Source organism: Ferrimonas sp. YIN67, assembly GCF_057219095.1.
Map to the genome: position 1 here is coordinate 594,688 of NZ_JBXVVJ010000002.1, position 26,116 is coordinate 620,803.

Annotated in this window: 20 protein-coding genes; 12 read left to right on the forward strand and 8 right to left on the reverse strand. The window is 57.3% G+C overall.

Features of this window, described 5'->3' with window-relative positions; all coding sequences use genetic code 11:
- The first annotated feature begins 12 nt into the window (after positions 1-12).
- From AC2D8U_RS06350 to AC2D8U_RS06360, 3 genes are all read left to right on the forward strand, one after another.
- On the forward strand, positions 13-612 hold the full coding sequence (locus tag AC2D8U_RS06350; protein WP_484618213.1) for a DUF3501 family protein: 600 nt from the start codon (positions 13-15) through the stop codon (positions 610-612).
- Between the two features lie 11 nt (positions 613-623).
- Positions 624-1,211: a hypothetical protein gene (locus AC2D8U_RS06355; RefSeq protein WP_484618214.1), complete on the forward strand. Its 588-nt coding sequence runs from the start codon at positions 624-626 to the stop codon at positions 1,209-1,211.
- 207 nt (positions 1,212-1,418) lie between these two features.
- Positions 1,419-3,107, forward strand: a complete 1,689-nt coding sequence (locus AC2D8U_RS06360; RefSeq protein WP_484618215.1) for an NAD-dependent malic enzyme — start codon at positions 1,419-1,421, stop codon at positions 3,105-3,107.
- Positions 3,108-3,218: 111 nt separating this feature from the next.
- Here the strand turns inward: AC2D8U_RS06360 and AC2D8U_RS06365 are convergent, their stop codons facing one another.
- Both AC2D8U_RS06365 and dsdC read right to left on the reverse strand, forming a co-directional pair.
- Positions 3,219-4,052 carry a MaoC family dehydratase gene (locus AC2D8U_RS06365; protein WP_484618216.1) on the reverse strand — a complete coding sequence of 278 codons (834 nt, stop codon included), beginning with the start codon at positions 4,050-4,052 and terminating at the stop codon, positions 3,219-3,221.
- A 79-nt stretch (positions 4,053-4,131) separates the two neighbouring features.
- Positions 4,132-5,082 carry a DNA-binding transcriptional regulator DsdC gene (dsdC, locus tag AC2D8U_RS06370; RefSeq protein WP_484618217.1) on the reverse strand — a complete coding sequence of 317 codons (951 nt, stop codon included), beginning with the start codon at positions 5,080-5,082 and terminating at the stop codon, positions 4,132-4,134.
- A gap of 473 nt (positions 5,083-5,555) precedes the next feature.
- On the opposite strand from dsdC, the gene AC2D8U_RS06375 reads away from it, so the two are divergent.
- Positions 5,556-7,025 (forward strand): sulfatase family protein, encoded by a 1,470-nt coding sequence (locus AC2D8U_RS06375; RefSeq protein ID WP_484618218.1) that lies wholly within the window; start codon positions 5,556-5,558, stop codon positions 7,023-7,025.
- Between the two features lie 98 nt (positions 7,026-7,123).
- On the opposite strand, the gene AC2D8U_RS06380 is transcribed toward AC2D8U_RS06375, so the two are convergent.
- The 3 genes from AC2D8U_RS06380 to ppsA all read right to left on the reverse strand — a co-directional run bounded on the left by AC2D8U_RS06380 (position 7,124) and on the right by ppsA (position 13,180).
- Positions 7,124-7,642 carry a DUF1285 domain-containing protein gene (locus AC2D8U_RS06380; protein WP_484618219.1) on the reverse strand — a complete coding sequence of 173 codons (519 nt, stop codon included), beginning with the start codon at positions 7,640-7,642 and terminating at the stop codon, positions 7,124-7,126.
- Positions 7,642-10,674 (reverse strand): D-2-hydroxyglutarate dehydrogenase YdiJ, encoded by a 3,033-nt coding sequence (ydiJ, locus tag AC2D8U_RS06385; protein WP_484618220.1) that lies wholly within the window; start codon positions 10,672-10,674, stop codon positions 7,642-7,644. Before ydiJ ends, AC2D8U_RS06380 begins: the two co-directional genes overlap by 1 nt.
- A 133-nt stretch (positions 10,675-10,807) precedes the next feature.
- On the reverse strand, positions 10,808-13,180 hold the full coding sequence (ppsA, locus tag AC2D8U_RS06390; RefSeq protein WP_484618221.1) for a phosphoenolpyruvate synthase: 2,373 nt from the start codon (positions 13,178-13,180) through the stop codon (positions 10,808-10,810).
- Positions 13,181-13,311: 131 nt separating this feature from the next.
- Between ppsA and ppsR the strand changes: the two genes are divergently transcribed.
- The 3 genes from ppsR (at position 13,312) to AC2D8U_RS06405 (ending at position 16,177) form a co-directional block, all read left to right on the forward strand.
- Positions 13,312-14,124 carry a posphoenolpyruvate synthetase regulatory kinase/phosphorylase PpsR gene (gene ppsR / locus AC2D8U_RS06395; protein WP_484618222.1) on the forward strand — a complete coding sequence of 271 codons (813 nt, stop codon included), beginning with the start codon at positions 13,312-13,314 and terminating at the stop codon, positions 14,122-14,124.
- 206 nt (positions 14,125-14,330) lie between these two features.
- Positions 14,331-15,410: a 3-deoxy-7-phosphoheptulonate synthase gene (locus AC2D8U_RS06400; protein ID WP_484618223.1), complete on the forward strand. Its 1,080-nt coding sequence runs from the start codon at positions 14,331-14,333 to the stop codon at positions 15,408-15,410.
- A 116-nt stretch (positions 15,411-15,526) separates the two neighbouring features.
- Positions 15,527-16,177, forward strand: coding sequence for a response regulator transcription factor (locus tag AC2D8U_RS06405; RefSeq protein WP_484618224.1), 651 nt, complete (start codon positions 15,527-15,529; stop codon positions 16,175-16,177).
- A gap of 99 nt (positions 16,178-16,276) precedes the next feature.
- Here the strand turns inward: AC2D8U_RS06405 and AC2D8U_RS06410 are convergent, their stop codons facing one another.
- Positions 16,277-16,579 carry a hypothetical protein gene (locus AC2D8U_RS06410; RefSeq protein WP_484618225.1) on the reverse strand — a complete coding sequence of 101 codons (303 nt, stop codon included), beginning with the start codon at positions 16,577-16,579 and terminating at the stop codon, positions 16,277-16,279.
- 276 nt (positions 16,580-16,855) lie between these two features.
- Here AC2D8U_RS06410 and AC2D8U_RS06415 point away from each other — a divergent pair, with 276 nt between their 5' ends.
- Positions 16,856-17,488 (forward strand): deoxynucleoside kinase, encoded by a 633-nt coding sequence (locus tag AC2D8U_RS06415; RefSeq protein ID WP_484618226.1) that lies wholly within the window; start codon positions 16,856-16,858, stop codon positions 17,486-17,488.
- Positions 17,489-17,739: 251 nt separating this feature from the next.
- Here the strand turns inward: AC2D8U_RS06415 and AC2D8U_RS06420 are convergent, their stop codons facing one another.
- A complete protein-coding gene (locus tag AC2D8U_RS06420; protein ID WP_484618227.1) occupies positions 17,740-18,441 on the reverse strand; it encodes an HAD family hydrolase in 702 nt (233 codons plus the stop codon).
- 129 nt (positions 18,442-18,570) lie between these two features.
- Between AC2D8U_RS06420 and AC2D8U_RS06425 the strand changes: the two genes are divergently transcribed.
- The 3 genes from AC2D8U_RS06425 (at position 18,571) to AC2D8U_RS06435 (ending at position 22,377) form a co-directional block, all read left to right on the forward strand.
- A complete protein-coding gene (locus tag AC2D8U_RS06425; protein WP_484618228.1) occupies positions 18,571-19,116 on the forward strand; it encodes an MOSC domain-containing protein in 546 nt (181 codons plus the stop codon).
- 230 nt (positions 19,117-19,346) lie between these two features.
- Entirely contained in the window at positions 19,347-21,173 is a 1,827-nt protein-coding gene (locus AC2D8U_RS06430) for a DUF885 domain-containing protein (RefSeq protein WP_484618229.1), read from the forward strand.
- 127 nt (positions 21,174-21,300) lie between these two features.
- Positions 21,301-22,377: an extracellular catalytic domain type 2 short-chain-length polyhydroxyalkanoate depolymerase gene (locus tag AC2D8U_RS06435; protein ID WP_484618230.1), complete on the forward strand. Its 1,077-nt coding sequence runs from the start codon at positions 21,301-21,303 to the stop codon at positions 22,375-22,377.
- A 76-nt stretch (positions 22,378-22,453) separates the two neighbouring features.
- Here the strand turns inward: AC2D8U_RS06435 and AC2D8U_RS06440 are convergent, their stop codons facing one another.
- Entirely contained in the window at positions 22,454-25,699 is a 3,246-nt protein-coding gene (locus AC2D8U_RS06440; protein WP_484618231.1) for an Ig-like domain-containing protein, read from the reverse strand.
- On the opposite strand from AC2D8U_RS06440, the gene AC2D8U_RS06445 reads away from it, so the two are divergent.
- Positions 25,689-26,021: a hypothetical protein gene (locus AC2D8U_RS06445; protein WP_484618232.1), complete on the forward strand. Its 333-nt coding sequence runs from the start codon at positions 25,689-25,691 to the stop codon at positions 26,019-26,021. The genes AC2D8U_RS06440 and AC2D8U_RS06445 overlap by 11 nt on opposite strands.
- The last annotated feature ends 95 nt before the right edge of the window (positions 26,022-26,116 follow it).

The following is a 26,116-nucleotide window of genomic DNA, read 5'->3' on the forward strand; positions in this document are numbered from 1 at the left end:
AGGGACATTTCAATGAACAAATTGCAACGCTCAGATCTGCTCTCCCTGGAAGCCTATGCGGCCCAGCGCGACGCTTTTCGCACTCAGGTGATGCAGCACAAGCGGGCACGCCAATTGCCTTTAGGCCCCCATCTGCGGCTGTTGTTTGAAGATCGGCTGACGGTGCAGTACCAGATCCAGGAGATGCTGCGCATTGAAAAACTGTTTGAAGCCGACGAGATCCAGCAGGAGCTCGATGCCTACAACCCTCTGATCCCCGACGGTGACAATTGGAAAGCCACCCTGATGATCGAATACACAGATCGCGATGAGCGGCGCCTCGCCCTTACCCGCCTGGTTGGCATAGAAAACCAGATCTTACTCTGTATTGGCAATGAGCCCCCCATCGCCCCCATCGCCGATGAAGATCTTCCCCGCAGCGAGCCGGACAAGACCTCGAGTGTCCATTTCCTGCGATGGCAACTGACCCCTGCCAACCGAGCAGCGCTTCTTGGTGGTGCGCCCGTCGCCTTCGCCGTCCAGCACCCGGCATTGAGCTTGAACACCTCCCCTATCCCCAGCCCCCTGCGCCAGGCCTTGTGCGATGCCCTGACGGCCGTTCCGCCTCACTAGGTCACCCCTCAGTGCCATCAAATAACGCCATCACTGCAACGGACATAAAGCGGATCAGCACGCTCATCGCCGCCCTGGCTCTGTTGGCAATTCAGCCGTGTCGAGTCAGTTCAAGTCCCCTCGAAGAGCGGCTGCTGACCAGCCTCGTGGGTCGATGGCATGGTGAGCTAACCCTTGATCCAGGACACAGCGCCGGCCTCAAACCCTACCCGGTCAAACTGATCATCACCTTCGCCGCCGATCGGCGCACCTTAGTCTTTACCCGCTTCGCCCAACGTTCCGGAGTAAGACTCGATGTCCGACACCTGTGCATCGACGCCGCTCCGGTGGCGATCCCTCCGCAGCGCCCGGTGCAAGGCGGGTGCCCGCCACAACGCCTCTCTGCCCTGCAACTGCTCAGCGACAGGGTCTGGACCCTGGTGCTGGAGCATCGTACGACCCATGGCGGACGGCCGGTGGCCGTCCAGCACACCCTGTCGCGCCAGGGCAAACAGCTACACGAACACCAGGCCATAGACTATCTCGATGACAAGTACCCACACTGGTCAATGCGCCACCGAGCAACCTACCTGCCGAGCGATCCCCTTCCCCACCAGTAAAGACTTCTCATTCTAAGGACTTGTTGCGATCCAATTGCACAAACACCCCTCGCATATCCCCTGATCCAGGGGTTGCGCTGCGCTGGCCCCCTATGGAGGCCACAAACTTCCGTGTCAACGTGACTAAAGGCCCCGATCCCGAGTGTTCTATGGTAAACTCTGTCGCCAATACATGCCCTAATAACCCATTGTCGTAGAAGGTCTTTCATGAACGACAACAAACGCCCACTTTATATCCATTATGCAGGCCCGGTCCTGCTGGAAGCCCCACTGCTGAACAAAGGCTCCGCCTTCACCCTGGAGGAACGCCACAGTTTCAACCTGCACGGTCTCCTGCCTGCCGCAGTGGAGACCATTGAGGAACAGGTTGCCCGCGCTTACCAGCAATACTCCGCATTCACCAATGACATGGACCGCCATGTCTACCTGCGTAACATCCAGGATACCAACGAAACCCTGTTCTACAGCCTGGTGCAGGAACACATCAGCGAGATGATGCCGATCATCTACACCCCGACTGTAGGTGCAGCCTGCCAGCAGTTCTCCAACATCTACCGCCGCTCCCGTGGCCTGTTTATCTCCTACGCCGACCGCGATTGTATCGATGATCTGCTGGCCAACACGGTCAACCACCACGCCAAGGTGATTGTGATCACCGACGGTGAGCGGATCCTGGGTCTTGGCGATCAGGGGATCGGCGGCATGGGGATCCCCATCGGCAAGCTGGCCCTGTACACCGCCTGTGGCGGGATCAGCCCGGCCTACACCCTGCCCATCGTCCTGGACGTCGGTACCGACAACGCCCAACTGCTGGACGATCCCATGTACATGGGACTGCGTCAGCCACGGGTTACCGGCGAGGAGTACGATGCCTTCGTCGAGCAGGTTATGCAGGCAATCCAGCGCCGCTGGCCCGATTCTCTGGTGCAGTTCGAAGACTTCGCCCAGAGAAACGCCATGCCCCTGCTCAACCGCTATAAAGATCGTTTGTGCTGCTTCAACGACGACATTCAGGGCACGGCCGCCGTGACCGTCGGCTCCCTGCTGGCGGCCTGTAAGGCTCAAGGCAGTGAATTGAAAGATCAAACCATCGCCTTCCTGGGCGCAGGCTCTGCCGGTTGTGGTATCGCCGAAGCGATCATCGCCGAGATGATCGCCCAGGGTTTGAGTGAAAAAGCCGCGCGTGCCCGTGTCTACATGGTGGATCGCTGGGGCCTGCTACAGGAAGGCATGGTCAACCTGCTCGATTTCCAGAAAGATCTGGTACAAGCCCCAAAAGCCGTCGCCGACTGGAAGGTGGAAGAGGCCAACATCTCCCTGCTGGATGTGATCAAAAACGGCAAGCCCAGTGTTTTGATCGGAGTTTCCGGCCAGCCAGGACTCTTCACCGAAGAGGTGATCCGCTCCATGGCGGACAACCACGAGCACCCCATAGTGTTCCCCCTGTCCAACCCCACCAGCCGAGTGGAAGCGACGCCGGAAAATATCCTGCGCTGGTCCGATGGCCGAGCCCTGGTCGCCACCGGAAGTCCCTTCACTCCGGTACATCTCAACGATGTGGTGTACCCCATCGCCCAATGTAACAACAGCTACATCTTCCCAGGCGTGGGGCTTGGTGCCTTGGCCAGTGGTGCGAACCGCATCACTGACAGCATGCTGATGGCTTCCAGCCGTGCCCTGGCCGAGTGTTCTCCACTGGGTCAGAAAGGAGAAGGACCGCTGCTCCCTCCCCTGGAGCAGATCCAGGAAGTGAGCAAGCAGATCGCCTTTGCCGTGGGCAAGGCCGCCATGGCGGATGGTGTGGCGATGAAGGTGAAGCAGGATGATCTGCGCGCCGCCATCGATAACGTCTACTGGCAGCCGGAATATCGCACCTACAAACGCTCTGCGTTCTGAATCGATGATCTTAATAACGCCACTGAGGGGTGGCGTTATTATCATCCAAGCCTAACAAAATGCCCCAGCCGGGAAGCCGGCTGGGGCATTTTATTGCCGTTAAAGGCGGCGTCACTCCGCGTAATCGAGCGTGCCTTCCACCAGAGGCTTACCCGCATCATTGACCATACGGATGGCAGTCGCATCTTGCTCAACCTTCGCATCAACCGGCATCGCCGCAGGACGCTTGAAATCGAAGCTTGCCCCCGTCAGAGGTTGCTCCACTTCAGCCAGGAGGCGAGCCACCATGTACATGCCGTGGGCAATGGGAGCCTTGAAACCAAAAGGCTTCGCCGTCAGGGGGTGCAGATGGATCGGGTTATAATCGGACGACACCCGGGCATAGCCTCGGGCATGCTGAGCATCCAGCTTGATGTCACTGAGGCTGTGCCATTGTCGTACCACCTTGGGCTCGCGCGCTTTACGGCGACGACGACGCTCACCTTCGGCAGGCAAGCGCAACAGGCAACGACTGCGGTAACCTGCCACCTGTTCGCCAGCCTTGAAGAAACGCCCTAACAACTCAAATTCCAGACCGGCTTCAGTGCGTTCCTGGTGACCGACTTTCAACTCGAAATCGTATTCGGTATCCAGATCCAGGGGGCTGAACTGCTCAAAACTCACCCCCATATGGATCATCCCCAGGGGCTTTACCGGGACCTCGGCATGGGTCATCAACATCATCTGCAGGGGTTGGGTTGCCACGAACGGGTAGCACAATGGCAGTTGATCCAGCTCAAACCCACAATACTGGTTGTAACGGCGCAGCTTCAGCAGATCGAAACGAAATTTGTCGACGCGAATGACCGCCTCGGGCAGCTCCCCATTCTCACAACGCTTGGTGAAGCATTTCCAAAGCAAGTGAACATTGGATGGGATCTGGTCGGCGTGGATCGACAGCTGCATGGTTATTCCTATTCTTACGTCTTATCGCAGCGCAATAGGATACTCGCCTTTGCCTGACACTGAGGCCCGACCACGGGCCTCAACTGTTAAATTTCAACCGGTTTCGCTGCAGTTCACGCTGCTTGATGCTCTCTTCGGCATGACTCGACAGCCAGTCAAACATCGCCTTGATCGCCGGCACCTCTCGACGATCCGGATGACACACCAGAAGATAACGCTGGGCCGCGCGAACAAACGCATCAAAGGGCACCACCAGATTACCGGCAGCCAACTGCGGTGCAACCATGTGCCAGCGCCCCATGGCTACCCCCTGGCCCGACATGGCCGCTCGATATGCCAAATCCGCCCGGTTGAAGACAAAACCGCGCTCCACATCCAGATGGGCGAGCTGTGCATCCCGGGCCCAGTACACCCATTCGGTATAAAACCCTGTGCCCTGCCAAGCCGTCTCATCGTGCAGCAACAGGCAATCTTGCAAGCCATCCGGGTTTTGCCACAGGTTGTGCTGATCCGCATAATCCGCGCTGCATACGGGTACCAGGAACTCATCGAACAACTCATGCTCATGGAGGTTGTGTCGGCCAGGGAGATCGTAATACACCGCCACATCCACCTTCTCATGCTGGAAATCCGTCGAACGACTCTGGGCCCGCACCTGCAGGGTCAATTTCGGATACTGGCTGTGCAAGTCCCCCAATCGCTCGGCCAACCAACAGCGGGCGAAACTGTGAGGTACCGCAATACTGAGCGTCGAAGTGAACTCCTGCTGTTTCAGATCACGGATCGCATCATCCAGATCGCCCAGTGAGTTCTCCAGGACCGCCAGCAGTCCCTGTCCCTGGTCCGTCAGTTGAAGCCGACGGTTAAATCGTAAAAAGAGCTTAAAACCCAGTTGTTCTTCAAGTTTTTTAATGCGATGGCTCACCGCACTCTGAGTTAAGTGCAACTCCTCTGCGGCTTTGGTAAAGCTCAGGTGGCGTGCAGCACTGGAGAAACAGTACATGGAGGAGAGGATGGTGCTACTCAGCATAGGTCGCTCGCATTATCTTAAGTCATTCGAGAATCATAATAAGTCGCTGTCGACGATTCGCAACCCTCCCTATACTACGCCACATCGACAACGGGACGGTACTCACACTACCAGGTGAGGGGAGTTAGCAGTCCAGACCGTACCTTGTCCGCGAAATACCGTTTCCTCAGTAATTTTATCGGTTTCGCAGCAAGCAACTCATTGTCCTTTTTACCGCGTGGCCGGATCGCCACGCGGTTTTTTTTTGCCTCGGGAAAATCAACAGCGTTTGTCAGCCGACCGCCATCCACTGGCGAGCTCGGTCACGACCCTTTCCCTTGACGCCACCGTCTTGGTGATCTCCCTCCTCAAGCCCTCCCCCATCATCAACACGCACTCCACGAATATTTAACAAGCTTTACGTCCAAGGCCTTGTTACAAACCTCTGCTTTAGTTGAAAATTTCAACTAACAGTCAAAATAGCAGAGCAGAAAATGAACAATGTTACGCAAATAAGCGGCTCTCTGATCGCCGCTACCTTAGCTATGGGGGTTACTGCTCCGGTGGTTGCCAAACCCGTTGAGAAACCCAATGTCATTGTGATCTACACCGATGATCAGGGTATGGGTGACGTGGGTTACCATGGCTATGACGACATCAAGACCCCCAACATTGACAAGCTCGCCGCCGGCGGTGTTCATTTTCCTCAGGCCTACGTCTCGGCGTCTGTCTGTGGCCCCTCTCGCGCCGGATTGCTAACCGGCGTCTATCAGCAGCGTTTCGGTGTCTACGGCAACTTCAAGGACAATTTGATCCCCCATGATCAACCTATGATGATGGAGATGATGAAGGGGTTTGGCTATAAAACCGCCGTGATCGGCAAATGGCATATGGGCGAACCCACCGGCACCCCAAACGAGCGCGGCGCCGACTTTTTCTATGGCTTTAAAGCGGGCTCCCACGATTACTACAAATCCGACGCCAAGGAGGGAGGCAAGCCCTGGCTATCGCCCATCTACCGCAATGAGACCCCTGAGCCCCCCATTCAGGATAAAAACGGTTACCTGACCGAGCTCTTTACCGAAGAAGCGGTGGACTTTATTGATCGCAACGCCGATCAGCCCTTCTTTATCCACCTGGCTCACTTTGCGGTTCACCACCCCTGGAGCGTCCCCCAAAGCTACATCGATCGGGTTCAGGATCTCGATACCCACGATGAACGTAAACTGTTTGCCGGCATGGCCCTGGCCATGGACGATGGCGTTGGTGAAGTGGTGGAAGCACTGAAGAAGCATGGCCTGTACGAAAATACCCTGATCTTCTTTATGAGTGATAACGGCACCCCATCCGGCCAGGGGATCAAGAAACCCCGTAAGAAAAAGCGGGGGGAAACCACCATGTCCAACCCAGGGATCTACAACGGCTTCAAGGGCGATACCTATGAGGGCGGGATCCGTGTGCCCTTCATCATGCACTGGCCTGCCGTCCTGCCCGCCGGTGGGCAATATGAGCATCCTGTGATGAATTTGGACATCATGGCTACCATCAACGCCGTGCTGGGCGGCAAAGCGGGGGGCGACGGCCCGATGAAATTCGATGGTGTCAACCTGCTTCCCTACCTACTGGAGGCCAAGCAGGATACCGAGATCCCGCACGAAACCCTGTACTGGCGCCGTGATGAAGACTATGCCATCCGTGATGGCGACTGGAAGCTGACCTGGAACGACGCCAACGGGCCAAAAACCATTCAGCTCTTCAACATTGCGGATGATCCCGGCGAGTGGAAAGATCTGGCCTTTAAGATGCCGGAAAAGACCCAGCAACTGAAAGACAAGTTTGACGCCTGGGAAGCCACCCTGCCGGTGAACAAGCTCAGCGCCAAGCCCACCAACCGCAACAAGAAGTTCGATAAAGGGCACCGAGTCAATGTGATGCGCTTTAACAACAAGATGGCCGACAAGTAACGGACGCCGAGCCGATCAAAAAGGCCAAAGCATCCGCTTTGGCCTTTGTGATCCCCGGCTAACCCCTGGCGTCAGGCCAGCCCCCTTCCCGGCGATGCCTACTGCCCGCCATCCTCCAGACCCAGCACACACCAGCGGCCGTTAAGCTCGATGCCATACTCCCTGCCACGCTGCTCGGCCTGCTGCGCCAGGCGGTAATAGAGATTACGACTCAGGCGAGCCTCATTACCGTGCCATAAGCCGATACAGGGCAAGCCCTGATCCAGAGTCCAGGGGTGCGCTTCATCCAGTGGGCAGGCCAGATCAAACGGGCCAAGCAACCACCATTGCCCCTCCCGCTCGACCAGTTCGGTCATCACAAAGGGTTTATCCTTCACCTGGATCCGCCACTTCTCCACCGGCGTCACCAGATAGTACTCCCCATCCACCTCCCGGCGCAGAACGCTGGCAAACAGGCGGACCAGGCGCTCCCGGGCTATGGGGCTTCCCTGACTGTGCCACTGACCCTGGCCATCGATCTCAATATCAATATCGCCACACAGCGCAGGATCCCAGCTATCAAGCTTGGGATGGGCCCCCACCTCGGCACTGAGTTGACTGCTCAGCCGCTCCAACATCAGGACTCTCCCCGTCGCACCTGCTCCACTGACTGTAGCAAGGCTTGCAGCGGGTGACGCATGGGCCGCCCAGCCAGTCGTTTGGCCTGGCTGCGACAGGAGTAGCCGCTGATCAGTGGCTCGGGGGCCTCGGCGTCAATGGCATCGGCCCAGTGCATCTGATACAGCGCCTTGGAGCGCGCCAGGTTGGCAGTCTCGTGACCGTAAGTACCCGCCATGCCACAGCAACCGACACTGGTCGGATCCAGTTGCAGACCAAAGTGAGCAAACAGACGTTGCCATTCACCGACACCCTGTGGCCGCACACTGTTCTCGGTACAGTGGCCCATTAAGCGGAAATGACCCAGGGCTTGGCTTGTCGCCGGCCAGCGATCCAGTTGAGTCAGCAGGTATTCAGGGAGCATTCGCACGGTGAAACGCACCCCCTCCTCCCCCAGAGCCTCCACATACTCATCGCTGTAGGTCAGCACCAGAGCGGGATCAAAGCCCACCATGGGCACCCCATACGCGGCCAGGCGGTTGAGCACCTCGGTCGTGCCTTGGGCCGTTCGTTTAAACTTGTCGAGGAACCCCTTGATGTGCTCCGGTTTACCATTTTTCAGATAGGGCACCAGCAGAGGCGAGAGCCCCAGGTGGTGGAGCAGACGCATCCCCTGCTCCACCACGGCTGCATCATAGTGACTGTTGAAGGGATCTTGCACCACCAGCACCATATCACGGCGCTGCGCTTCACTGGCATTGGCCAGACGCTGCTCCAACTGTTGCAGCGTCAGTACCTGTTGTGGCCCCACCCGCTCTCGCAAGGTGGGTACCGACAACGCAGGGGCATCCACATAGCCCAGCAGCTTCTCAACCAGGTAGCGACTGAGCGCGTTCTGGCTCAGGGCATTCACCACTTTGGGAAAGCGGGCCTGCAGGGGCAGAGTGTCTTCCAAGCCCGCCACCAGATAGTCCTTCATCGGCCTTAGATAGCGGCCATAGTAGTGATGAAGAAACTCGGTCCTCAGGGTTGGAATGTCCACCTTCACCGGACAGGCACCGGAGCAGGCCTTGCAGGCCAGGCAGGACTGCATGCCTGCATACACTTCGTGGGAAAAGTCCGCCTCGCCAGAGCGGCTGTTGCGCCACCGCTGCCACCAGGAAGCCGGTTTGGGGGGATACTGGCTCAGATCGATCCCTTCCCGGGCCAGCAGGCGCAGCCAGGCCCGGATCAGCTCGGCCCGCCCCTTGGGGCTCTCCACCCGATCGCCGCTGATCTTGAAACTCGGACACATGGGGGTTTCTTTCTGGTAGGTAAAGCACAAACCATTGCCGTTACAACGGATGGAGCGCTCATACTGCTCCCGACTCAGCGGGCTGATCTGACGATTGAAGGCCCCTCGGGTTTCACTGTCCAAAGGCAGTAACTCGTCCTCGCTGCCCCAGGGCGTACAGATCTTGCCGGGATTGAGCTTGTTGGCCGGATCGAACCAAGCCTTGATCCGCCTCAGATCGTCAAACAGCTCGCCAAACACCTGGGGGCCATACTTGGAGCGAATGCCCCGTCCATGCTCCCCCCACATCAGGCCGCCATACTTTTCCGTCAGCGCCGCCACCTTGTCAGAAAGTTCAAGCAGCAATCGCTCATCGGCGGGATCACACAGATCCAGTGCCGGGCGCACATGCAGCACGCCCGCATCCACGTGACCAAACATGCCATACTGCAGGCCTTCGCTGTCGAGCAGGGCGCGAAACTCGGCAATAAAGTCCGCCAGCGTTTCCGGAGGTACCGCGGTATCTTCGGCAAAGGCCAAGGGTTTACGCGCCCCCTTGGCATTGGCCAGCAAGCCTACCGCCTTCTTCCGCATGCCATAGATCCGAGCTACATCACCGGGATCCCGACAGATCTTGTAACCGATCACGCCCGCTCCGCCGTTGTCCAGGCGGGCACACAGGGCCAGCACCCGGGCTTCCACCGTCTCGGGCTCACCGGCAAACTCCACCATGTTGATCCCGTCAAAACGTGCCGACGCACCGGGATCCGCCGGCTCCACCAGATCGGCCACCGTATGCCAGATAATGTCCTCTCGGGCCAACCCCAGCACATTGGAGTCAATGGTTTCCACCACGTTGGCCTCGGCCGCCACCAGGGCCGGCGCATCGCGCAACGCCGAATCGAAGCTGTCATACTGGACATTGACCAGAACCCTGCGCTCGGGAAGGGGAGTCAGATCCAGCGTGGCCTCGACGACAAAGGCCAGGGTCCCCTCGCTGCCACACAGCAGTCGGGTGAGATCCAGTGTATCGGTGGCGGGATCGTAGGCGTGTTTAAGATCGTAACCCGTCAGGAAGCGGTTGAGCTTGGGAAAGCGCTGCTCAATTAAGGCCTGCCTGTCACGACACAGAGTCAACACCGCCTCCGCCAGTTCGGCGATGCGGCCACGCAACGCACTGCGTGCCTGGGCGTCCCAGGGGGCCGTCTGCACCACAGAGCCATCATCCAGTACCGCCGTGATCCCTACGACATGATCCGAGGTCTTACCGTACACCAGTGAACCGGCCCCGGACGCATCCGTGTTGATCATCCCCCCCAGAGTCGCCCGGTTCGAGGTGGACAGGTCCGGCGCAAAAAACAGGCCGTGGGGCTTAAGCGTATCGTTGAGGGCGTCCTTGATCACCCCGCACTGCACCGTGGCGGTGCGCGCCAGGGGATCCACCGCCAACACTTCGGTCAGATGACGACTGGTGTCGACGATGATCCCTGTATTGAGGGCCTGACCATTGGTTCCCGTGCCGCCCCCCCGGGCAGAGAAGGTCAGTCCATCAAACTCTCCGTTGCGCGCCAGACGCAGGGCGATCTGCAGATCCGCCACTGAGGTGGGACAGATGGCCGCCTGGGGCAGCATCTGGTAGATGCTGTTGTCGGTGGCGTAGGCCAGACGATGACCGTAGCGGGTTTCTATCTCCCCCTGAAAGCCAGCCCCTTTAAGGGCCAACAGATATCCTTGGTACTGGGGATCCAGCGTTGCCTGGGGATCCAGTGCGGGCAGCATAACGGCTTCCTTGTTACAACTTTTCGGTTTATGCGCCTAGGATAAAAAAAAGAAGCCGCCTTGTCGGCGGCTTCGGGTTTTCGCTGGGGGCAGGAGTTATGATCTTATCCCCCGAGCTTATTTCCTGCGATCATTACGACATTTTATTGCCTAAATACAACCAGGTATCCACCACTGTGTCCGGGTTGAGGGAGACGGAATCGATCCCCTCCTCCACCAACCACTGGGCGAAGTCTTCATGATCCGACGGCCCCTGACCACAGATCCCCACGTAACGGCCTCGCGCCTTACAGGTTTTAATGGCCATGGAGAGCAACGCCTTGATCGCCTCGTTACGCTCATCAAACAGGTGGCTGATGATCCCCGAATCCCGATCCAGGCCCAGGGTCAGCTGAGTCATGTCGTTAGAGCCGATGGAGAAACCATCGAAGTGATCAAGGAACTGATCCGCCAGCAGCGCGTTGGAGGGCAGCTCGCACATCATCTGCACCTGCAACCCGTCCTGGCCCCGCTCCAGGCCATTCTCCTTGAGACGCATCATCACGCCCTCGGCTTCGCCCACGGTACGAACGAAGGGGATCATGATCTCCACATTGGTCAGACCCATCTCGCCACGCACCCGCTTGATCGCTTCACACTCCAGGGCAAAGCAGTCACGGAACTCCTCGGAAATGTAACGGGAGGCCCCGCGGAAGCCCAGCATCGGGTTCTCCTCCTCGGGCTCGTAGCGATCGCCACCCACCAGGTTGGCGTATTCGTTGGACTTGAAATCCGACATCCGCACGATGATCCGCTTCGGATAGACCGAGGCGGCCAGGGTCGCAACCCCTTCACACAGACGGCTGATGTAAAACTCGCGAGGATCATCGTATCCGGCCATCATCTCGTCGATCTCAGCACGGGTCGTGGGATCCTGATCGTCCAGATTCAGCAAAGCCTTGGGGTGAACACCGATCATCCGATTGATGATGAACTCCAAACGGGCCAGGCCGATCCCCGCATTAGGGAGACGGGCGAAATCAAACGCCCGATCCGGGTTACCAACGTTCATCATGATCTTCATCGGCAAGTCCGGCAGAGCATCCACCCGAGACTGGGTGACTTCAAACTCCAGCTCGCCCTGATAGATAAAGCCGGTATCCCCTTCGGCACAGGACACTGTGATGGCATCGCCATTACTGATCTTGGCCGTGGCATCACCACAACCCACCACCGCCGGGATCCCCAACTCACGGGCGATGATCGCCGCGTGACAGGTACGCCCGCCACGGTTGGTCACAATGGCCGCCGCCCGCTTCATGATCGGCTCCCAATCGGGATCCGTCATATCGGTCACCAGCACGTCGCCAGGCTTGATCTTGTCCATATCGTCGATGGAATCCAATACCTTGGCCGTACCCGCGCCGATCTTATGGCCGATGGCACGTCCCTCGGACAGGACCGCAGAGCGGCCACTCAGGGAGAAACGTTCGATCACCTGGGAATCTTCGTTAGAGCGGACGGTTTCCGGACGGGCCTGAACGATATAGAGCTTGCCATCCAGGGCGTCCTTGGCCCATTCGATATCCATGGGGCGACCATAGTGCTGCTCGATGATCACCGCCTGCTTAGCCAACTCCTCCACCTCGGCGTCGGTAATGGAGAAACGGTTACGCTGCTCAACCGGCACATCGACAATCTCGACCTGCTTACCGTGGGACTCATCGTTCGAGTAGACCATCTGGATCAGCTTGGAGCCCAGATTGCGACGGACAATCGCCTTGTGGCCCTGGGCCAGGATCGGCTTATGCACGTAAAACTCATCGGGGTTCACCGCGCCCTGCACCACCATCTCACCCAGGCCATAGGCCGAGGTAACAAACACCACGTCTTCGAAGCCGGACTCGGTGTCGATGGAGAACATCACGCCGGAGGAGGCCTGATCGGAGCGCACCATGCGCTGCACACCCGCTGACAGGGCGACACCACGGTGATCATAGCCCTGGTGGACCCGGTAGGAGATGGCACGATCATTAAACAGGGAAGCAAAGACATGGTGGATCGCCAACTTCACTGCGGCAATCCCCTTGACGTTGAGGAAAGTCTCTTGCTGGCCCGCGAACGACGCATCGGGCATATCTTCGGCCGTCGCCGAGGAGCGTACCGCGAAGGAGGCTTCCTCACCGGCGTCCTTGGCCAGCTCGGCATACGCCTGCTCGACGGCAGCGTCCAGAGCCGGCGTAAAGGGCGTATCGATGATCCATTGACGAATGTTGGCACCGGCCTCGGTCAGTGCACTCACATCATCCACATCCAGGGTATCGAGCACCCCGTAGATCTTTTCATTCAGCCCGCTTTGTTCGAGAAACTCATTAAACGCATCGGAGGTGGTGGCAAAGCCACCGGGCACCTGCACGCCGGCATTGGCGAGATTACTGATCATCTCGCCCAGAGAAGCGTTTTTGCCGCCTACCCGATTCACATCGTGCATGCCAAGTTCCTGGTACCAGAGTACGTATTGGGTCACTGCTCTTTCCTCATCAACCACGGGTTTTCATTTGGCCCCTTCCGGTGGGGGCGCGGACATCTTACACTGCCCGCAACAAATGGGTAAATCCTTATATTTATTTGTAATTTAATTACAACATGAGGCGAAAGATGTCGCGAAAAGTCTTCTATATCTCCGACGGAACGGCCATTACGGCCGAGGTGTTTGGTCATGCGGTTTTGTCGCAATTTCCTATGGAATTTGAACAATCAACCATACCTTTCGTCGAAACATTAGAGAAAGCCGAAGAGGTTAAAGCCAAAATAAATGACTGTTTTATTACTACAGGCGAGCGCCCCTTGGTGTTTCACTCCATCGTCAATCCGGAAATCCGTGAGATCATCTACTCCTCCGAAGCCCGGGATTATGACTTCCTCAACACCTTCGTGACGCCCCTGGAGGAGCAACTCGGGGTCAAGGCTGAGCCCAAGGTCCACCGCACCCACTCCATTGACAACGAAGCCTATGCCGATCGGATCCATGCCATCCACTACGCCATGGATAACGATGATGGGATCACGCTGAAAAATCTGGAGTCGGCGGACATTATCCTGGTGGGCGTTTCTCGCTGTGGTAAAACCCCTTCCAGCCTCTACCTGTCGATGCAGTTTGGGATCAAGGCCGCGAACTATCCCTTTATCGCCGAGGATATGGACCACCTCAGGCTGCCGCCCGAGCTGAAAAAGTACAAACACAAGATCTTCGGGCTGACCATCGACCCCATGCGGCTGCGGGAGATCCGCAATCAACGCCTGGAGGGCAGCACCTACGCTTCGCTGCGCCAATGTCGCATGGAGGTCAAGGAGGTGGAACTGATGTACAAGAAGGAGCGGATCCCCTTTATTAATACCACCTTCCATTCCGTTGAAGAGATCGCCACCAAGATCCTGTCCCAAACCGGCCTCGAACGGAAGATGTTCTGATCCTCACCATCAAGCGGCGGGGACCCGTGTCGATGATCCCCGCAGCCAGGGTGAGAGTTCCCCCTATCCCCCGGCCGCACTTGGGTCAGACCCAGGTGCGGTAATATTCCCCACTTGCACCGACTCACCGATCAGCCCAGACGGAAATTCGGTATACTTGCCCCATTTCCGCTGCACCAGGCAGCGTTGTGCCTTGACTGAAATCCATGACCATAAAAACTGACGAACTCAGAACCACCTTACTTTCCAAGGTGATCACACCGGCCGAACTCGCTGCTCAGTTCCCCCTGAGTGATGCGGGCGCCGCGGCCCTGTTGCAGGCTCGCCGAGACGTCGAAGCGATCATCAGTGGCGAAGACGATCGCCTCCTGGTGATCATCGGCCCCTGCTCTATTCACGATACTGACGCTGCCGTGGCCTACGCCGAGCAACTGGCCAAGGCGCACCAGGAGTTTAAAGACGACCTGCTGATCGTGATGCGGGTCTACTTCGAAAAACCACGGACCATTGTTGGCTGGAAAGGCCTGATCTCCGATCCCGATCTCGACGGCAGCTTCAGCGCCAACAAGGGCCTGAGACTGGCCCGGGAGCTGTTGGTCAAGATCACCGAACTGCAGCTGCCCATCGCCACGGAGTTTTTGGATATGGTCAACGGCCAGTACATCTCCGATCTGATCACCTGGGGAGCCATTGGTGCCCGTACCACAGAGTCTCAGGTGCATCGTGAGATGGCCTCCGCCCTCTCCTGCCCCGTGGGGTTCAAAAATGGCACCGATGGCAATATTCAGATCGCCATCGATGCCGTACGGGCCGCCCGTGAACCACACATCTTCTACAGCCCGGACAAAGACGGTCAGATGAGCGTCTATCGGACCCATGGTAACCCCTTTGGTCACATCATCCTGCGAGGGGGCAAGAGCCCGAACTACCAATCCGAGCACATCATCGCCGCCCGCGACACCCTGGAAAACTTCGGTGTACTGCCACGGGTCGTCGTGGACTTCTCCCACGGCAACAGCCTCAAGCAGCACAAGCGTCAGCTCGATGTGGCCAAGGACATCGCCCAGCAGATGGTGTCCGATCATGGCCAGGCCATCGCCGGGGTGATGGCGGAAAGCTTCCTGGTGGAAGGCAGCCAGAAGGTCGAACCGGGCAAGGCCCTGACCTATGGCCAGAGCATTACCGATGCCTGCCTCTGCTGGGAGGACTCCAAGCAACTGCTGCTGACCCTTGCTCAAGCCAGCCGGGCCCGTCGCCAATACTTCAATAAGCCTGCAAATTCCTGATTTGACTTAGATCTCACTCCGACAATTTGTCGGAGTGACTTTTATCACACTGTATTTTCTCTTACAGTAGGAACATAAAAATCCAATCACGACACAGACTACAGGCCAAACACGACATGGACGCCACTCAACTGAGCATTGTCATCGCAGATGACCACCCGCTGTTTCGTAATGCCTTGCGTCAGGCCCTTACCGGGCGGATCGAGGCACATTGGCTGGAGGCTGACAGTGCCGCCAGCCTGGAAACCCTGCTGGACGATCATCAACCGGATCTGGTGCTGCTCGATCTCGAGATGCCAGGTAGCCACGGGTATTCCACCCTTATCCACCTGCGCAGCCACCATCCTGCGGTGCCCGTTGTCGTGATCTCCGCCCATGAGGATCCGCAAACCATCCTCAAGGCACTCTCCTATGACTGCCAGGGGTTTATCCCTAAATCCTCCGATCCGGATCAACTCGCCGAGGCGATCCAGGTGGTTTTGGAGGGGGACACCTACCTTCCCGCCCACATGGCGGCATTAGCGGATCAGGAAGCACCTGTGGATGACATCGGCAACAAACTTGCCGAGCTGACACCACAGCAGTATCGAGTGCTGCAGATGTTTGCCGAAGGGATGCTCAATAAACAGATCGCCTACGATCTCGGCGTATCCGAAGCCACCATCAAGGCCCACGCCACCGCCATCTTCCGCAAGCTTGGCGTGCGTAATCGGACCCAGGCGGTGATCGCCCTGCAGGGGCTAGAGATGGAGAAGAAAGCGCTGTAACCCGAATGATGAGTTAACAGCGCTCTTCAAGCAGGCATTCTCTTGATGAAGTGAGGGTCAAAACCCTTTTGCGCTCAATCGTGCGCCGGCTTTCCTCACTCAGTCTTCCCGGACTTGAACGGTAAATACGGGGACAGGGACGACAACGCTCTGGATCGCCTTATGCAACCAGACCAGCTCATGTTTGAAGCTGCCATCGGCGGAGAAGTACACCAACTCCAGCTCCATCTGCCCCCCGTGATAGCCACAGGTTACGATCTCCGTCGCGACCTCGGGGTGATCCACATAGGCCGACAACGCACGCTCTACCTGCGCCACCAGCTTGCTATCCAATTCAAACGACACATCGATACGCATCAGTGAAAATGGGGCCGGCTCGTTGCCGGCAAGATCTGGACTCATTTGGGCACCACTTAAGGGATAGACTGTGAACCTTAGTGTAACCAAAGACGGATCGAACCCAAGAGGCAAACGCCCAATTTCCGAGCAAACACACCAACTTTTTGCAACCCGACTGCGCAGCTCGTGAAGCAAAAAAAATCAATAAATTTACCTGAAAAAACTTGACTCGAATCCGCGTCATTTTTTTGTGGAAACTGCCTGAAGATGCCGTTAGTATTGCCCGCCGTTTGGCCCCACAGGCTACGGGATCTGAAGTGTGCGTTGCAAAGGTGAATGATGAAAGAACAGCAATTTGAACTGGTTGCGGTAGAAGGCAATATCGGTGTTGGAAAATCGACCCTGGTACCTAAACTGGTTGAGCACCTCAACGCCCTCGACGACCGTCCCTGGAAAATGATCCTGGAAGATGTCGATACCAACCCGGAGTTTCGTCGCCTGCTGGCCGAGTTCACTCAGGATCCAACACAGCGCATCAACTTTCAGCGATTTATTACCAACCATCGCGCTTCACTGTGCGCCGATCTGGATCCCGCCTACAACTATGTGTTGGAGCGTTCCCTCTACTCCGATCTGGTGTTTTGCCAAGCCAACCTGCAGGAAGCGTGCCGGCCCGATGGCGAAGATCTGACCTACTACTACGATATCTGGGACAAGTTGGACGACTACCCTAAGGTCACCTCCGTGCTGTACCTGCGATCCAGCCCGCAACTGGCCTACCAGCGTATGCTCAGCCGGGCTCGTAATGCCGAGGACGGCACGCCGTATGAGTACATCAAGCTGATCTCCGACTGCCACGATGCGTTCCTGCCCCATATCTGCAACCGCAAAAAAACCCTGTTGTTGACCGAGCAATGGGATAACTTCGGCTGCGCCGAGCGTCTGGCCCGACGCCTCAAGTTCCGCCTGTAAACCGACTGACACTAACCGTCAGCTTCGGAACAACGCCCCGGCCATCTGGAGATAGCCGGGGCGTTTTGTTTTAAGCCATTGTGTCAGGCGCCATCGTGGTGGCTCCAGGGCAAAGCCTGGTCGGGCCAAGTGTAGGCCACCAGGCAAACTGCCCAATCACGGCTTCCCGCTGGCATCGGCACACCGCACCTTTGGCCGCTACCGGATCGCCTTGGCCGTCAGTGCTGTACACCTACGCTCGACCCTCAAGCTCAAGGCGTTACGGGCTCGCGGTGAACACTCGCCAAATCACCTAGGCCGTCACCCGACTCAGGCCGAAGGCGGGACAGCACCTGCAGCAGCGAAGGCGCGATCTCATGCCCCAATGCCAGCGTCTGCGCACAGGGCTGCACCAGATCCGGGATCTGAAAGGCGATCATCTGCGCCATCACCGCCGAGCGCACCCCATTGTTGGAATCTTCAAAGGCCAAGCATGCCTTGGGATCCACGCCCAGACGAGCGGCCGCCAGAAGGTAGATCTCTGGGTCCGGCTTGCCGTTCTTCACCTCACACCCAGTGGTGACACAATCGAAGTAGGACGCCAGGCCGGCCAGACGCAACTTGGTCTGGGCGATCTCCTTTTGCGTGGAGGTGGCTACCGCGGTGGGGATCCCCTGCTTACGCAGCCAGGACAACAGTTCTATCACTCCGGCCTTAACCGGGATCGCCTGCTGCGTCACCACGCCGTGATAGCGCGCTCGCCACGCTTCATGCAATGCCGGATAGTCCTCCCCATACGCCCCACGAAAGATCTCCGCGATCCCCTGGGCGTTTCGACCAATGATCGACAGATAGACGCTCTCCATAAAGGGTAAGTCCAGTGAAGCACAGGCTTCCTTAAACACCTTCATGCATACCCGCTCGGTATCCAGTAGCAGTCCATCCATATCAAATATCGCAGCAGCAAAACGCATCTTTTTCACCCGAACCGGCCAGAAACAACAACGCCCTCCAGGATGGGGGCGCGGCAAGCTTAACACGCTCCTCCCTTTGCTTCATTGCCGCCTATGCTCAATGACAGGGCCATCACACGGGAGACTGCCATGGCGACGACTACGCCAAAAGTTCAGCAACTGATCAATATACTTCCGCAGACGGGTACCTTGGAGTGGATCGGCGTGCGCCCGGAGCGGGGCAAACCGATGCAGGATCTCGCCCGGGTCGAGGCAACCGAATGGGAAGGATTGGTTCCGGACCACTTTACCGGCAAGCACCAAAGCGCTCGCCAGATCACCCTGATCCAAGCCGAGCACCTGCCGGTGATTGCTGCCCTGGCCGCCCTCCCCCTGATCACCCCCCAAATGCTGCGCCGCAACCTGGTCATCGCCGGGATCAACCTGCTGGCGCTCAAAGGCAGACGTTTTCAGATCGGCGCGGTCGTCCTAGAGGGTACCGGCCCCTGCGCCCCCTGCAGCAAGATGGAAGCGGTCCTTGGCCCCGGTGGCTTTAACGCCATGCGGGGACACGGTGGCTTGTGCGCCCGGGTGGTTCAGGGGGGAACCCTGCAACTGGGGGATCCCGTCATTGCCCTATCCGATAAGCAAGACGACATGCCCCACGACTCGACGAACAAGCCAACCTCCCCCTAAGGGAATGCACCCTGTATCGGCAGCCCGACTCACTGAACATCCATACCCAGACGACCAGGATCGATACATCGAATGGCAAATATCGCTCGCAGTTTCCCCGGCCTCATTGCCACTAACCCAATGAGATTGAATGCATAATCGTCTGTACACTGACTTACACTTCGTGACTTTACCCCGAGACCAATTCCGACTAACAATGGGGTTATCAACAGTCATGTGAAGGATCACACATGTTGAAACGCCTGCTCCTACAAGCCGGGATTGGCCTGCTTGCGTTGTGTACGGTCGGCGCTGGATTTTTCACCCACGAATGGTTTGCCGAGAAACCCTGGCTGCTGCGCTCCTACCTGGATAGGGAGGTGCTCAAACTGGCCATGGCCCGCCCCGAGATCCTGAGCCGCAAGGGTTTTCTCCATACCCTTGGTTTGAATCAACATCATGGCTACCTGAACGAGGCCGATCCCGATGCACTGGAAGTCTTGTATCACCGGTTGGATCAGATCCATTCAGGGTTGTTGCGCTACGACGATGCAAACCTCAACCGAGAGGAGCGACTCTCCAAAAAGGTCGCACTCCACCTGCTGACAAGCCTGAAACACACTAGGCCCTATCGTTATCACTACTACCCGGTTAACCAGCTGCTGGGGTTCCAAAACTCCTTTCCCCCATTGATGGACAGCCAACACTCAATCGAAGATCACCACTCGGCCCGGCAATACCTGTCCCGTCTCGGTGCCGTGGACAGCAAGTTTTCCCGAGTACTGGAGGGCCTGCGTCTGAGGGAACAGCGCGGGCTCCTGCCGCCCCGAAGTGTCGTAGAGCGAGTGCTCAGGGAGATGCATCACTTTGTCGCCGCTCCGCCAAACGACAATGTCCTCTACCTCACCTTGGAGCACAAACTGTCTCGCCTCTCTTCATTGACCAAAGAGCAGAAAGCCCACCTGCTGCAACAGGCCGAGATCCAGATAGCGACTCGGGTCTACCCGGCCTACCAAAGCCTTATCAACTACTTCACAACGCTCAACCGTCAACCATTGCACGATGGAGGGATCTGCTACCTGCCCAATGGCGATCAAGCCTACCAGGCGCTCCTCGATTTCCATACCGGTGCCGGGCTCACTGCCGATGAGATCCATCAGATAGGACTGGCCGAAGTAAAGCGGCTGCAGGGAATTTTGCTTAACCGGCTTGAGCAACAAGGCTACGACGTTACTCAGGGCTTTACCTTAGCCATGGAAGCCCTGATCAACGATCCACGCTTCTACTATGAAGACAGCGATGCCGGACGCCATGAGTTCCTTAAAGACTTTCAGGAGACCTTGCACGATATCGATATCGGCTTGGAAGAAGTCTTCAGACTTCATCCTAAGACACCGCTGAAGATCGCTAGGATCCCGCGTTTCAGAGAAGATGACGCCCTCCTGGCGTATTATGAACCGCCGCCCTTCGATGGCTCCCGGCCGGGCCAAATCTTTACCAACTTGAGCGATCTCGGCACCCTGCCCAAATACGCCATACGTACCTTGGCATATCATGAGGGGATCCCCGGGCACCATTTCCAACAGGCCCTGAGTATTGAACAAAGGGCCCTGCCCCTGTTTCGCCGGATCGCACCCTTCACTGCTTATATCGAAGGATGGGCCCTCTATGCCGAACACCTTGCCTGGGAGCAGGGCTTTCACTTCGATCCTTTTGACAACATCGGCCGCCTGCAGGCGGAACTGCTACGCGCCGCCCGCCTGGTTGTGGACACCGGGCTCCATGCCAAACGTTGGAGTCCGGCTGAGGCGATCGATTATGTTCGGGCCAACACCGGCCTGAGCCGAGAAACGGCGGTTGCCGAAATTGAGCGTTACCTGGTGTTTCCGGGACGGGCTACCGCCTATAAGGTCGGCATGATGAAGATCCTGGCGCTCAGGGAAAAAGCTCGAGCCCGGTTAGGGGTGCGTTTCGATCTGCGTGACTTTCACGATGTCGTATTGAGAAACGGTGCCGTGCCTCTACCCATTCTGGACGAATTAGTCGAGGAGTACATTGCACAAGCTAACCCGGTCTAAATCTGTTTTCACATCTGCCCCAAGGGCAAGTCGCGGGCTTTGACCATCACACTGTACTTTAGGAGTATGGATCCGCTCCGATCCCTGGTGCCAAATACTGGATAACTCGCTGACAAGGATGTTTGTTATGAAGCGCCTGCTCTTTGCCACACTGCTGCTTGCCCCTCAGGCCCTGGCCAAGCTCCCCCCATTGCCCGAGCTGGGGGCTGAGCTCCAACACAGTTCGGTTTCCGGGATCTCCTCCGGCGCCTACATGGCGTCCCAACTCTATATGGCCCATGCCGACATCATGGTGGGAATGGCGTCCATCGCCGGTGGCCCCTATCTGTGTGCCCAGTCCAACCCCTGGCTGGCCCCCATGGCCGTTGCTGGCACCACCTGTATGAATCCCACCTTGAGCTTTAGCCGCCCTCCCAATGGCAAAACCCTCGCCAATAAGGCCAGACGACTGGCCGATGAAAAGAAGATCGCCCCCCTGGATGCCCTCAACGGCGACCGCTTCTACCTGTTCAGCGGCGAGAAGGATCCAGTGGTGGCCACTTCCGTGGTCCAGGCCGGGGTCAGTTTTTTTCAAGCGCTGGACGTACCGGCCGATGCCATCCTGTTTAACCAATCGGTACCCGCAGGACACGCCATCCTTACCAACGATCCCGACGATACGCCCTGCAGCGAGACTTCGGCTCCCTTTATCAATAATTGCCAGTTCGAGCAATCCCACCAGTTGCTCAACCATCTGTACCCGAGTCTCAACCCACCCGGTGAGGCCAAACAGGGACAACTGCTGACGTTCGATCAGTTACCGTTCGCCGGCAGTGCCGCCACAGGATTGAGCCCCAAAGGCTTTCTCTACGTCCCCGATGCCTGCCGGGCCGGTGGCTGCAAGGTGCACATTGCACTGCATGGCTGCCTGCAAAGCAGCGAATTGGTCGGTACAGACTTCGTCGCCCACACCGGCTACAACGAACTGGCGGCCAGCAATAGGATGCTGGTGCTCTATCCTCAGATCTCCCCCTCCACCCTATTCCCCGTCAACCCCGGTGGCTGCTGGGACTTCTGGGGCTACAGCCAGCCCGGCAACCTGGTCACACCGGATTATTACAGCCGCAACGCCCCACAAATTAAGGCGATCAAGGCGATGCTCGACACCTTGGGGCAACCGGGCCAGCTGGCAAGCAACCAGGACGCCGAAGACAGCAAGCTTTGATCTTGTCGCTTTCCTAGCGCCCATTAAAAAAGCCGGCTTGTTTCCAAGCCGGCTTTGTTTGATTACTCAGTAGTGCTTAGTGGCGACGACGGCGCAGACCCAAGAGGCTCAGCAATGCCAGGGTGCCAAAGCCCAGGCTGCCACCATCCCTCTTATCGTGCGGGGTCTTACCCACCTTAATCACCACAGTGGTATCCGTCGAGCGGCCAGTCGTGTCGGTCGCACGGACGCTAAACTTGTGGAGTCGGCACTTGGGTGCTTCCTCACCACCGATCATCGGCGGTTGTTTGCATACCTGTACCGGTGGGACACCAGACAGGGTGCCGTCCGACGCGATGTTCAGCCAATCTGGCCCATCGATCTTGGTAAATGCCGCGATGTAATCGTCACGATCCATGTCATAGGCGTCGTCGGCCAGGCTTCCCTTATACTGGGTCTCCTCATAAGCCGAATACTTGACGACCTCACCATCCTCGTTGTCACGCCAGATAGGATCACGCTCTTCAGCCCGGGCCACTTCAATCACCAGCTCGGCTTCCACCGTGTCATAACTGTCGGTCACGGAGACAGTAAAGCGCTGCGTCCCTTCATGCTCATCCAGCGGTAAGCCTGACAAAGTGCCATCCCGATCCACCGTCAGCCAGGTCGACTCGCTGACCAGGGCAAACGTCAGGGTATCGTTGATATCGGGATCGGTTGCTTCCAGCAGTCCGTTAAAGATCTCTACCGCCTGACCCGTTTGGCTTAAGGTCTCCGTGACAAACTCGGGCAAACGATTTTGATCTCCGACGAACACCAGGAGTTCAGCCTCGTCCGTCAGTCCCTTCGCGTTTTGGACTTCCACCACCAGCGTGTTCATGCCTTTGTGGCTGTCATCCGGAGTCCCGGTCAGCATGCCCGTCTCACCATCCAGGGTCAGCCAGTCGGAGCTACCCACCAGCTTAAAGGTCAGTTCACTGCCATTGGCATCCTTCGCGACACTGTTGAGATTGAAGGAGTAAGGTCCGTTGGCCTTGGCGTCCTTGATGCGCACCACGTCCCCCTCAAAGGCTGGCGGTTCGTTCTCGTCAATGGCTATACCACTGATCGAGATATTGTCGATCAGCAACTGCGTGGTGTGCTTTTTATTCGGCGACGCACTGGTAAAGCGAATGCCCAACTCAGGGATGTTTTTCGCCTCCTCAGGCAGGTAAAACACCTTGACCGCAACGTCCTTGACCTTAACCTGTTTATCATAGGAAGGGCCCAGGCGCTCCAGTTCAAACCAGGGGCCGTTTTCCGGATCGGCTGACCATTCAACCGTTCCGCGAGTACTGGCCACTGTCAGATCACTGTCGTCTGTGACCTGCCACTGGCGCGCGTATTGCAGGCGGATATCCCGGTAGCCTCGGGTATCGACCACCCGGGTTACCGAGTTGCTCACATTCCGCAGGACCATGGCGATCTCGCCGGTCATCCCTCCCAGATATCGAATGTGACCGTCGGCATCCCGCTCGATGCTCGTCCATCCCTCCCCGGCAGTCAGACCGGCGGCAACATTTTGGTTTAGCGCATAGCCTTTGCCCTCGAAGGTTTCATTATCCAGCATGGTATAGCCGTGAAGATCGGCCACATTGATGCTGACCGTGGCCTGGTACTTCTCAAAGGTGGCGTTGTCGGTCACTTCGTAGGCGAAGCGATCCTGCCCCTCGAAGAAGATATTTGGCTTGTAGGTAAAGCTACCATCGGTGTTGAGCATCAGGCTACCACTCTGGGGGCCGCTGCCCTCGACGAGGCGAGCACTCAGACTGGTCCCCTCGGGGCGCTGATCGTTCGCCAACAGCCCTTTTTCGGCAGAGACGGTCAACGTTTCACCAAACGCCGTGTTGTAGTAGTCGTTCTGCACGAAGATGGTGGGCGACTTGGCGGTACGCCTCATCTCGCTCACATTGCGCGCAGTCGCCTCGTTGGAGCGCTCGAAATGGAAGTTCGCCAGCCAGGCGGGATCCTGAATATTCTGCAGCGCGGTCAAGGCAGGATCATGGGTATCGACCATCACCTGCGCCATTTTATCCCGCATCGCCTCGATGACTGCCAATTGAGGCTGCTCCGCGTCACCCTCTGCCGAGATCAAATTATTACGCTCTGCCGGATCCGTGCTCAGGTTATATAACTCCTGGGTGATCCGTTCACGGTAAAACAGCTGGTCCGCCTCCGCCATCTCGGCAAAGACCTTGGCATCGCCAACCGGATTGCCATCACTATCCGAGGAGAGGTAACCGGTCATCTCATCTGAGCCAGACCAGGGATTGATCACATAGCTATATTCAACTCCCTCAATCTCACTCTGCAGCGATCGCATGCTGCGACTGTGGAAGGTATTATTTTCCGTGTGTACCTTGTAGACACCTTGGCGATGCGTTTCGTTATAGCCAATTTCGACCAGCGTCTTGAGCGAACTGCCCTGGGCATACTCCGGCACAGGTAGCCCGGCGAACTCCAACACGGTAGGGAAGATATCCAGGGTCGACACCTGGTCGTCAAAGGATTGCTGACCCGCGATGCTGGGCCCTGTAATCACCAGGGGCGTGTGGGTGCTGCCATTCCAGACGCTGGAGTCTCCGTAGGGCATTGCCCACGCCTGGGTGGAATAGAAGATCACAACAGTATCGTTCAAAGCCGCATTGGCTTCCCCAGCCGCAGACAACTCGCCGAGGATCTGACCCAGTGCCAGATCAGCCCGGGACAAGGTGCTCAAGTAAAGCTGAATATCCCGCTCGGTCTCCGGACCATTGACCAACGGCAGGACAGGAGCGGGGATCGTCGGCGAGCCCAGAGTATAATCATTACCAGGACTGGGAGCAGACGCATTGTCCGGATCCCAGAACGCGCGCTGCGGATCGGCGATATTAACGACGTAAAAGAAAGGGGTATCTAACAGCTCACTCTGTGAGAAAGCTTCCGCAGCCCAGTTGCCGTAAATGTTCGGATCCCGGTTGGAGTCACCCTGGCCCAGCGTGGTTCGATAATTCCAGTGGGCGTATGGGTGATAGGGGGTCAGCAGGGTTTCGTCCCCAATCACCCCGGTGTAATAGCCCTGTTGCTGCAACAATTCAGGCAAGGCTGTCGCCCAGGTTTGCCATACCTGGCTCACACCTTCAACACCGCTTTGGTAGGGATAAACACCGGTCAATGTGGCATTCACCGCAGGGGCCAAGTTCGTGGCCGCATTATGGGCACGCGTGAACACACTACCGCTGTCCATCAGCGTGGTCAGGTTGGTCACCGGGGACGGCGAAACAGAATCAAGATAAGCAGGATTAACACCATCCATGCTGATCATCAAAATATTTGGACCTTGGGCAAATGCAGCTGCACTCAGAGAGCCCAATGCCAAAGCAGAAGCAATTTTAGAAACCTTAAATGTCGCCATTATCGTATTTTACTCGCAATCAAAATATGCTGGCTTAAATACGACCCCGACTTTTATTCCCGATACCAAACAACGCACTCATCGGGTCCGGACACTAACTTCCGTGTCATTATGTTTCAACCCACCCCTCGCAAATTTACACTTAATTACACCCTGTGTTCAATATTCCATCAACACACCAATTACCCGATTGATGTTCACGCAGGAAACAGCGCCTTTCACTAAAAATTAGAGCCACATAGCAAATTTGCGTAAACAAATGAGCATTCGACGCTACATCTAACCCCTCCCAGAATGTAACTCAATTACAAAACCAGATGGCAGACA

Bases quoted from the DNA above. Each gene is read 5' to 3' on its own strand.
- AC2D8U_RS06350 (WP_484618213.1), top strand. From the start codon at position 13: ATGAACAAATTGCAACGCTCAGATCTGCTCTCCCTGGAAGCCTATGCG.
- AC2D8U_RS06360 (WP_484618215.1), top strand. From the start codon at position 1,419: ATGAACGACAACAAACGCCCACTTTATATCCATTATGCAGGCCCGGTC.
- AC2D8U_RS06365 (WP_484618216.1), bottom strand. From the start codon at position 4,052: ATGCAGCTGTCGATCCACGCCGACCAGATCCCATCCAATGTTCACTTG.
- dsdC (WP_484618217.1), bottom strand. From the start codon at position 5,082: ATGCTGAGTAGCACCATCCTCTCCTCCATGTACTGTTTCTCCAGTGCT.
- AC2D8U_RS06375 (WP_484618218.1), top strand. From the start codon at position 5,556: ATGAACAATGTTACGCAAATAAGCGGCTCTCTGATCGCCGCTACCTTA.
- AC2D8U_RS06380 (WP_484618219.1), bottom strand. From the start codon at position 7,642: ATGTTGGAGCGGCTGAGCAGTCAACTCAGTGCCGAGGTGGGGGCCCAT.
- ydiJ (WP_484618220.1), bottom strand. From the start codon at position 10,674: ATGCTGCCCGCACTGGATCCCCAGGCAACGCTGGATCCCCAGTACCAA.
- ppsR (WP_484618222.1), top strand. From the start codon at position 13,312: ATGTCGCGAAAAGTCTTCTATATCTCCGACGGAACGGCCATTACGGCC.
- AC2D8U_RS06400 (WP_484618223.1), top strand. From the start codon at position 14,331: ATGACCATAAAAACTGACGAACTCAGAACCACCTTACTTTCCAAGGTG.
- AC2D8U_RS06405 (WP_484618224.1), top strand. From the start codon at position 15,527: ATGGACGCCACTCAACTGAGCATTGTCATCGCAGATGACCACCCGCTG.
- AC2D8U_RS06410 (WP_484618225.1), bottom strand. From the start codon at position 16,579: ATGAGTCCAGATCTTGCCGGCAACGAGCCGGCCCCATTTTCACTGATG.
- AC2D8U_RS06415 (WP_484618226.1), top strand. From the start codon at position 16,856: ATGAAAGAACAGCAATTTGAACTGGTTGCGGTAGAAGGCAATATCGGT.
- AC2D8U_RS06420 (WP_484618227.1), bottom strand. From the start codon at position 18,441: ATGCGTTTTGCTGCTGCGATATTTGATATGGATGGACTGCTACTGGAT.
- AC2D8U_RS06425 (WP_484618228.1), top strand. From the start codon at position 18,571: ATGGCGACGACTACGCCAAAAGTTCAGCAACTGATCAATATACTTCCG.
- AC2D8U_RS06430 (WP_484618229.1), top strand. From the start codon at position 19,347: ATGTTGAAACGCCTGCTCCTACAAGCCGGGATTGGCCTGCTTGCGTTG.
- AC2D8U_RS06435 (WP_484618230.1), top strand. From the start codon at position 21,301: ATGAAGCGCCTGCTCTTTGCCACACTGCTGCTTGCCCCTCAGGCCCTG.
- AC2D8U_RS06445 (WP_484618232.1), top strand. From the start codon at position 25,689: ATGCTGATCATCAAAATATTTGGACCTTGGGCAAATGCAGCTGCACTC.
- AC2D8U_RS06440 (WP_484618231.1), bottom strand. From the start codon at position 25,699: ATGATCAGCATGGATGGTGTTAATCCTGCTTATCTTGATTCTGTTTCG.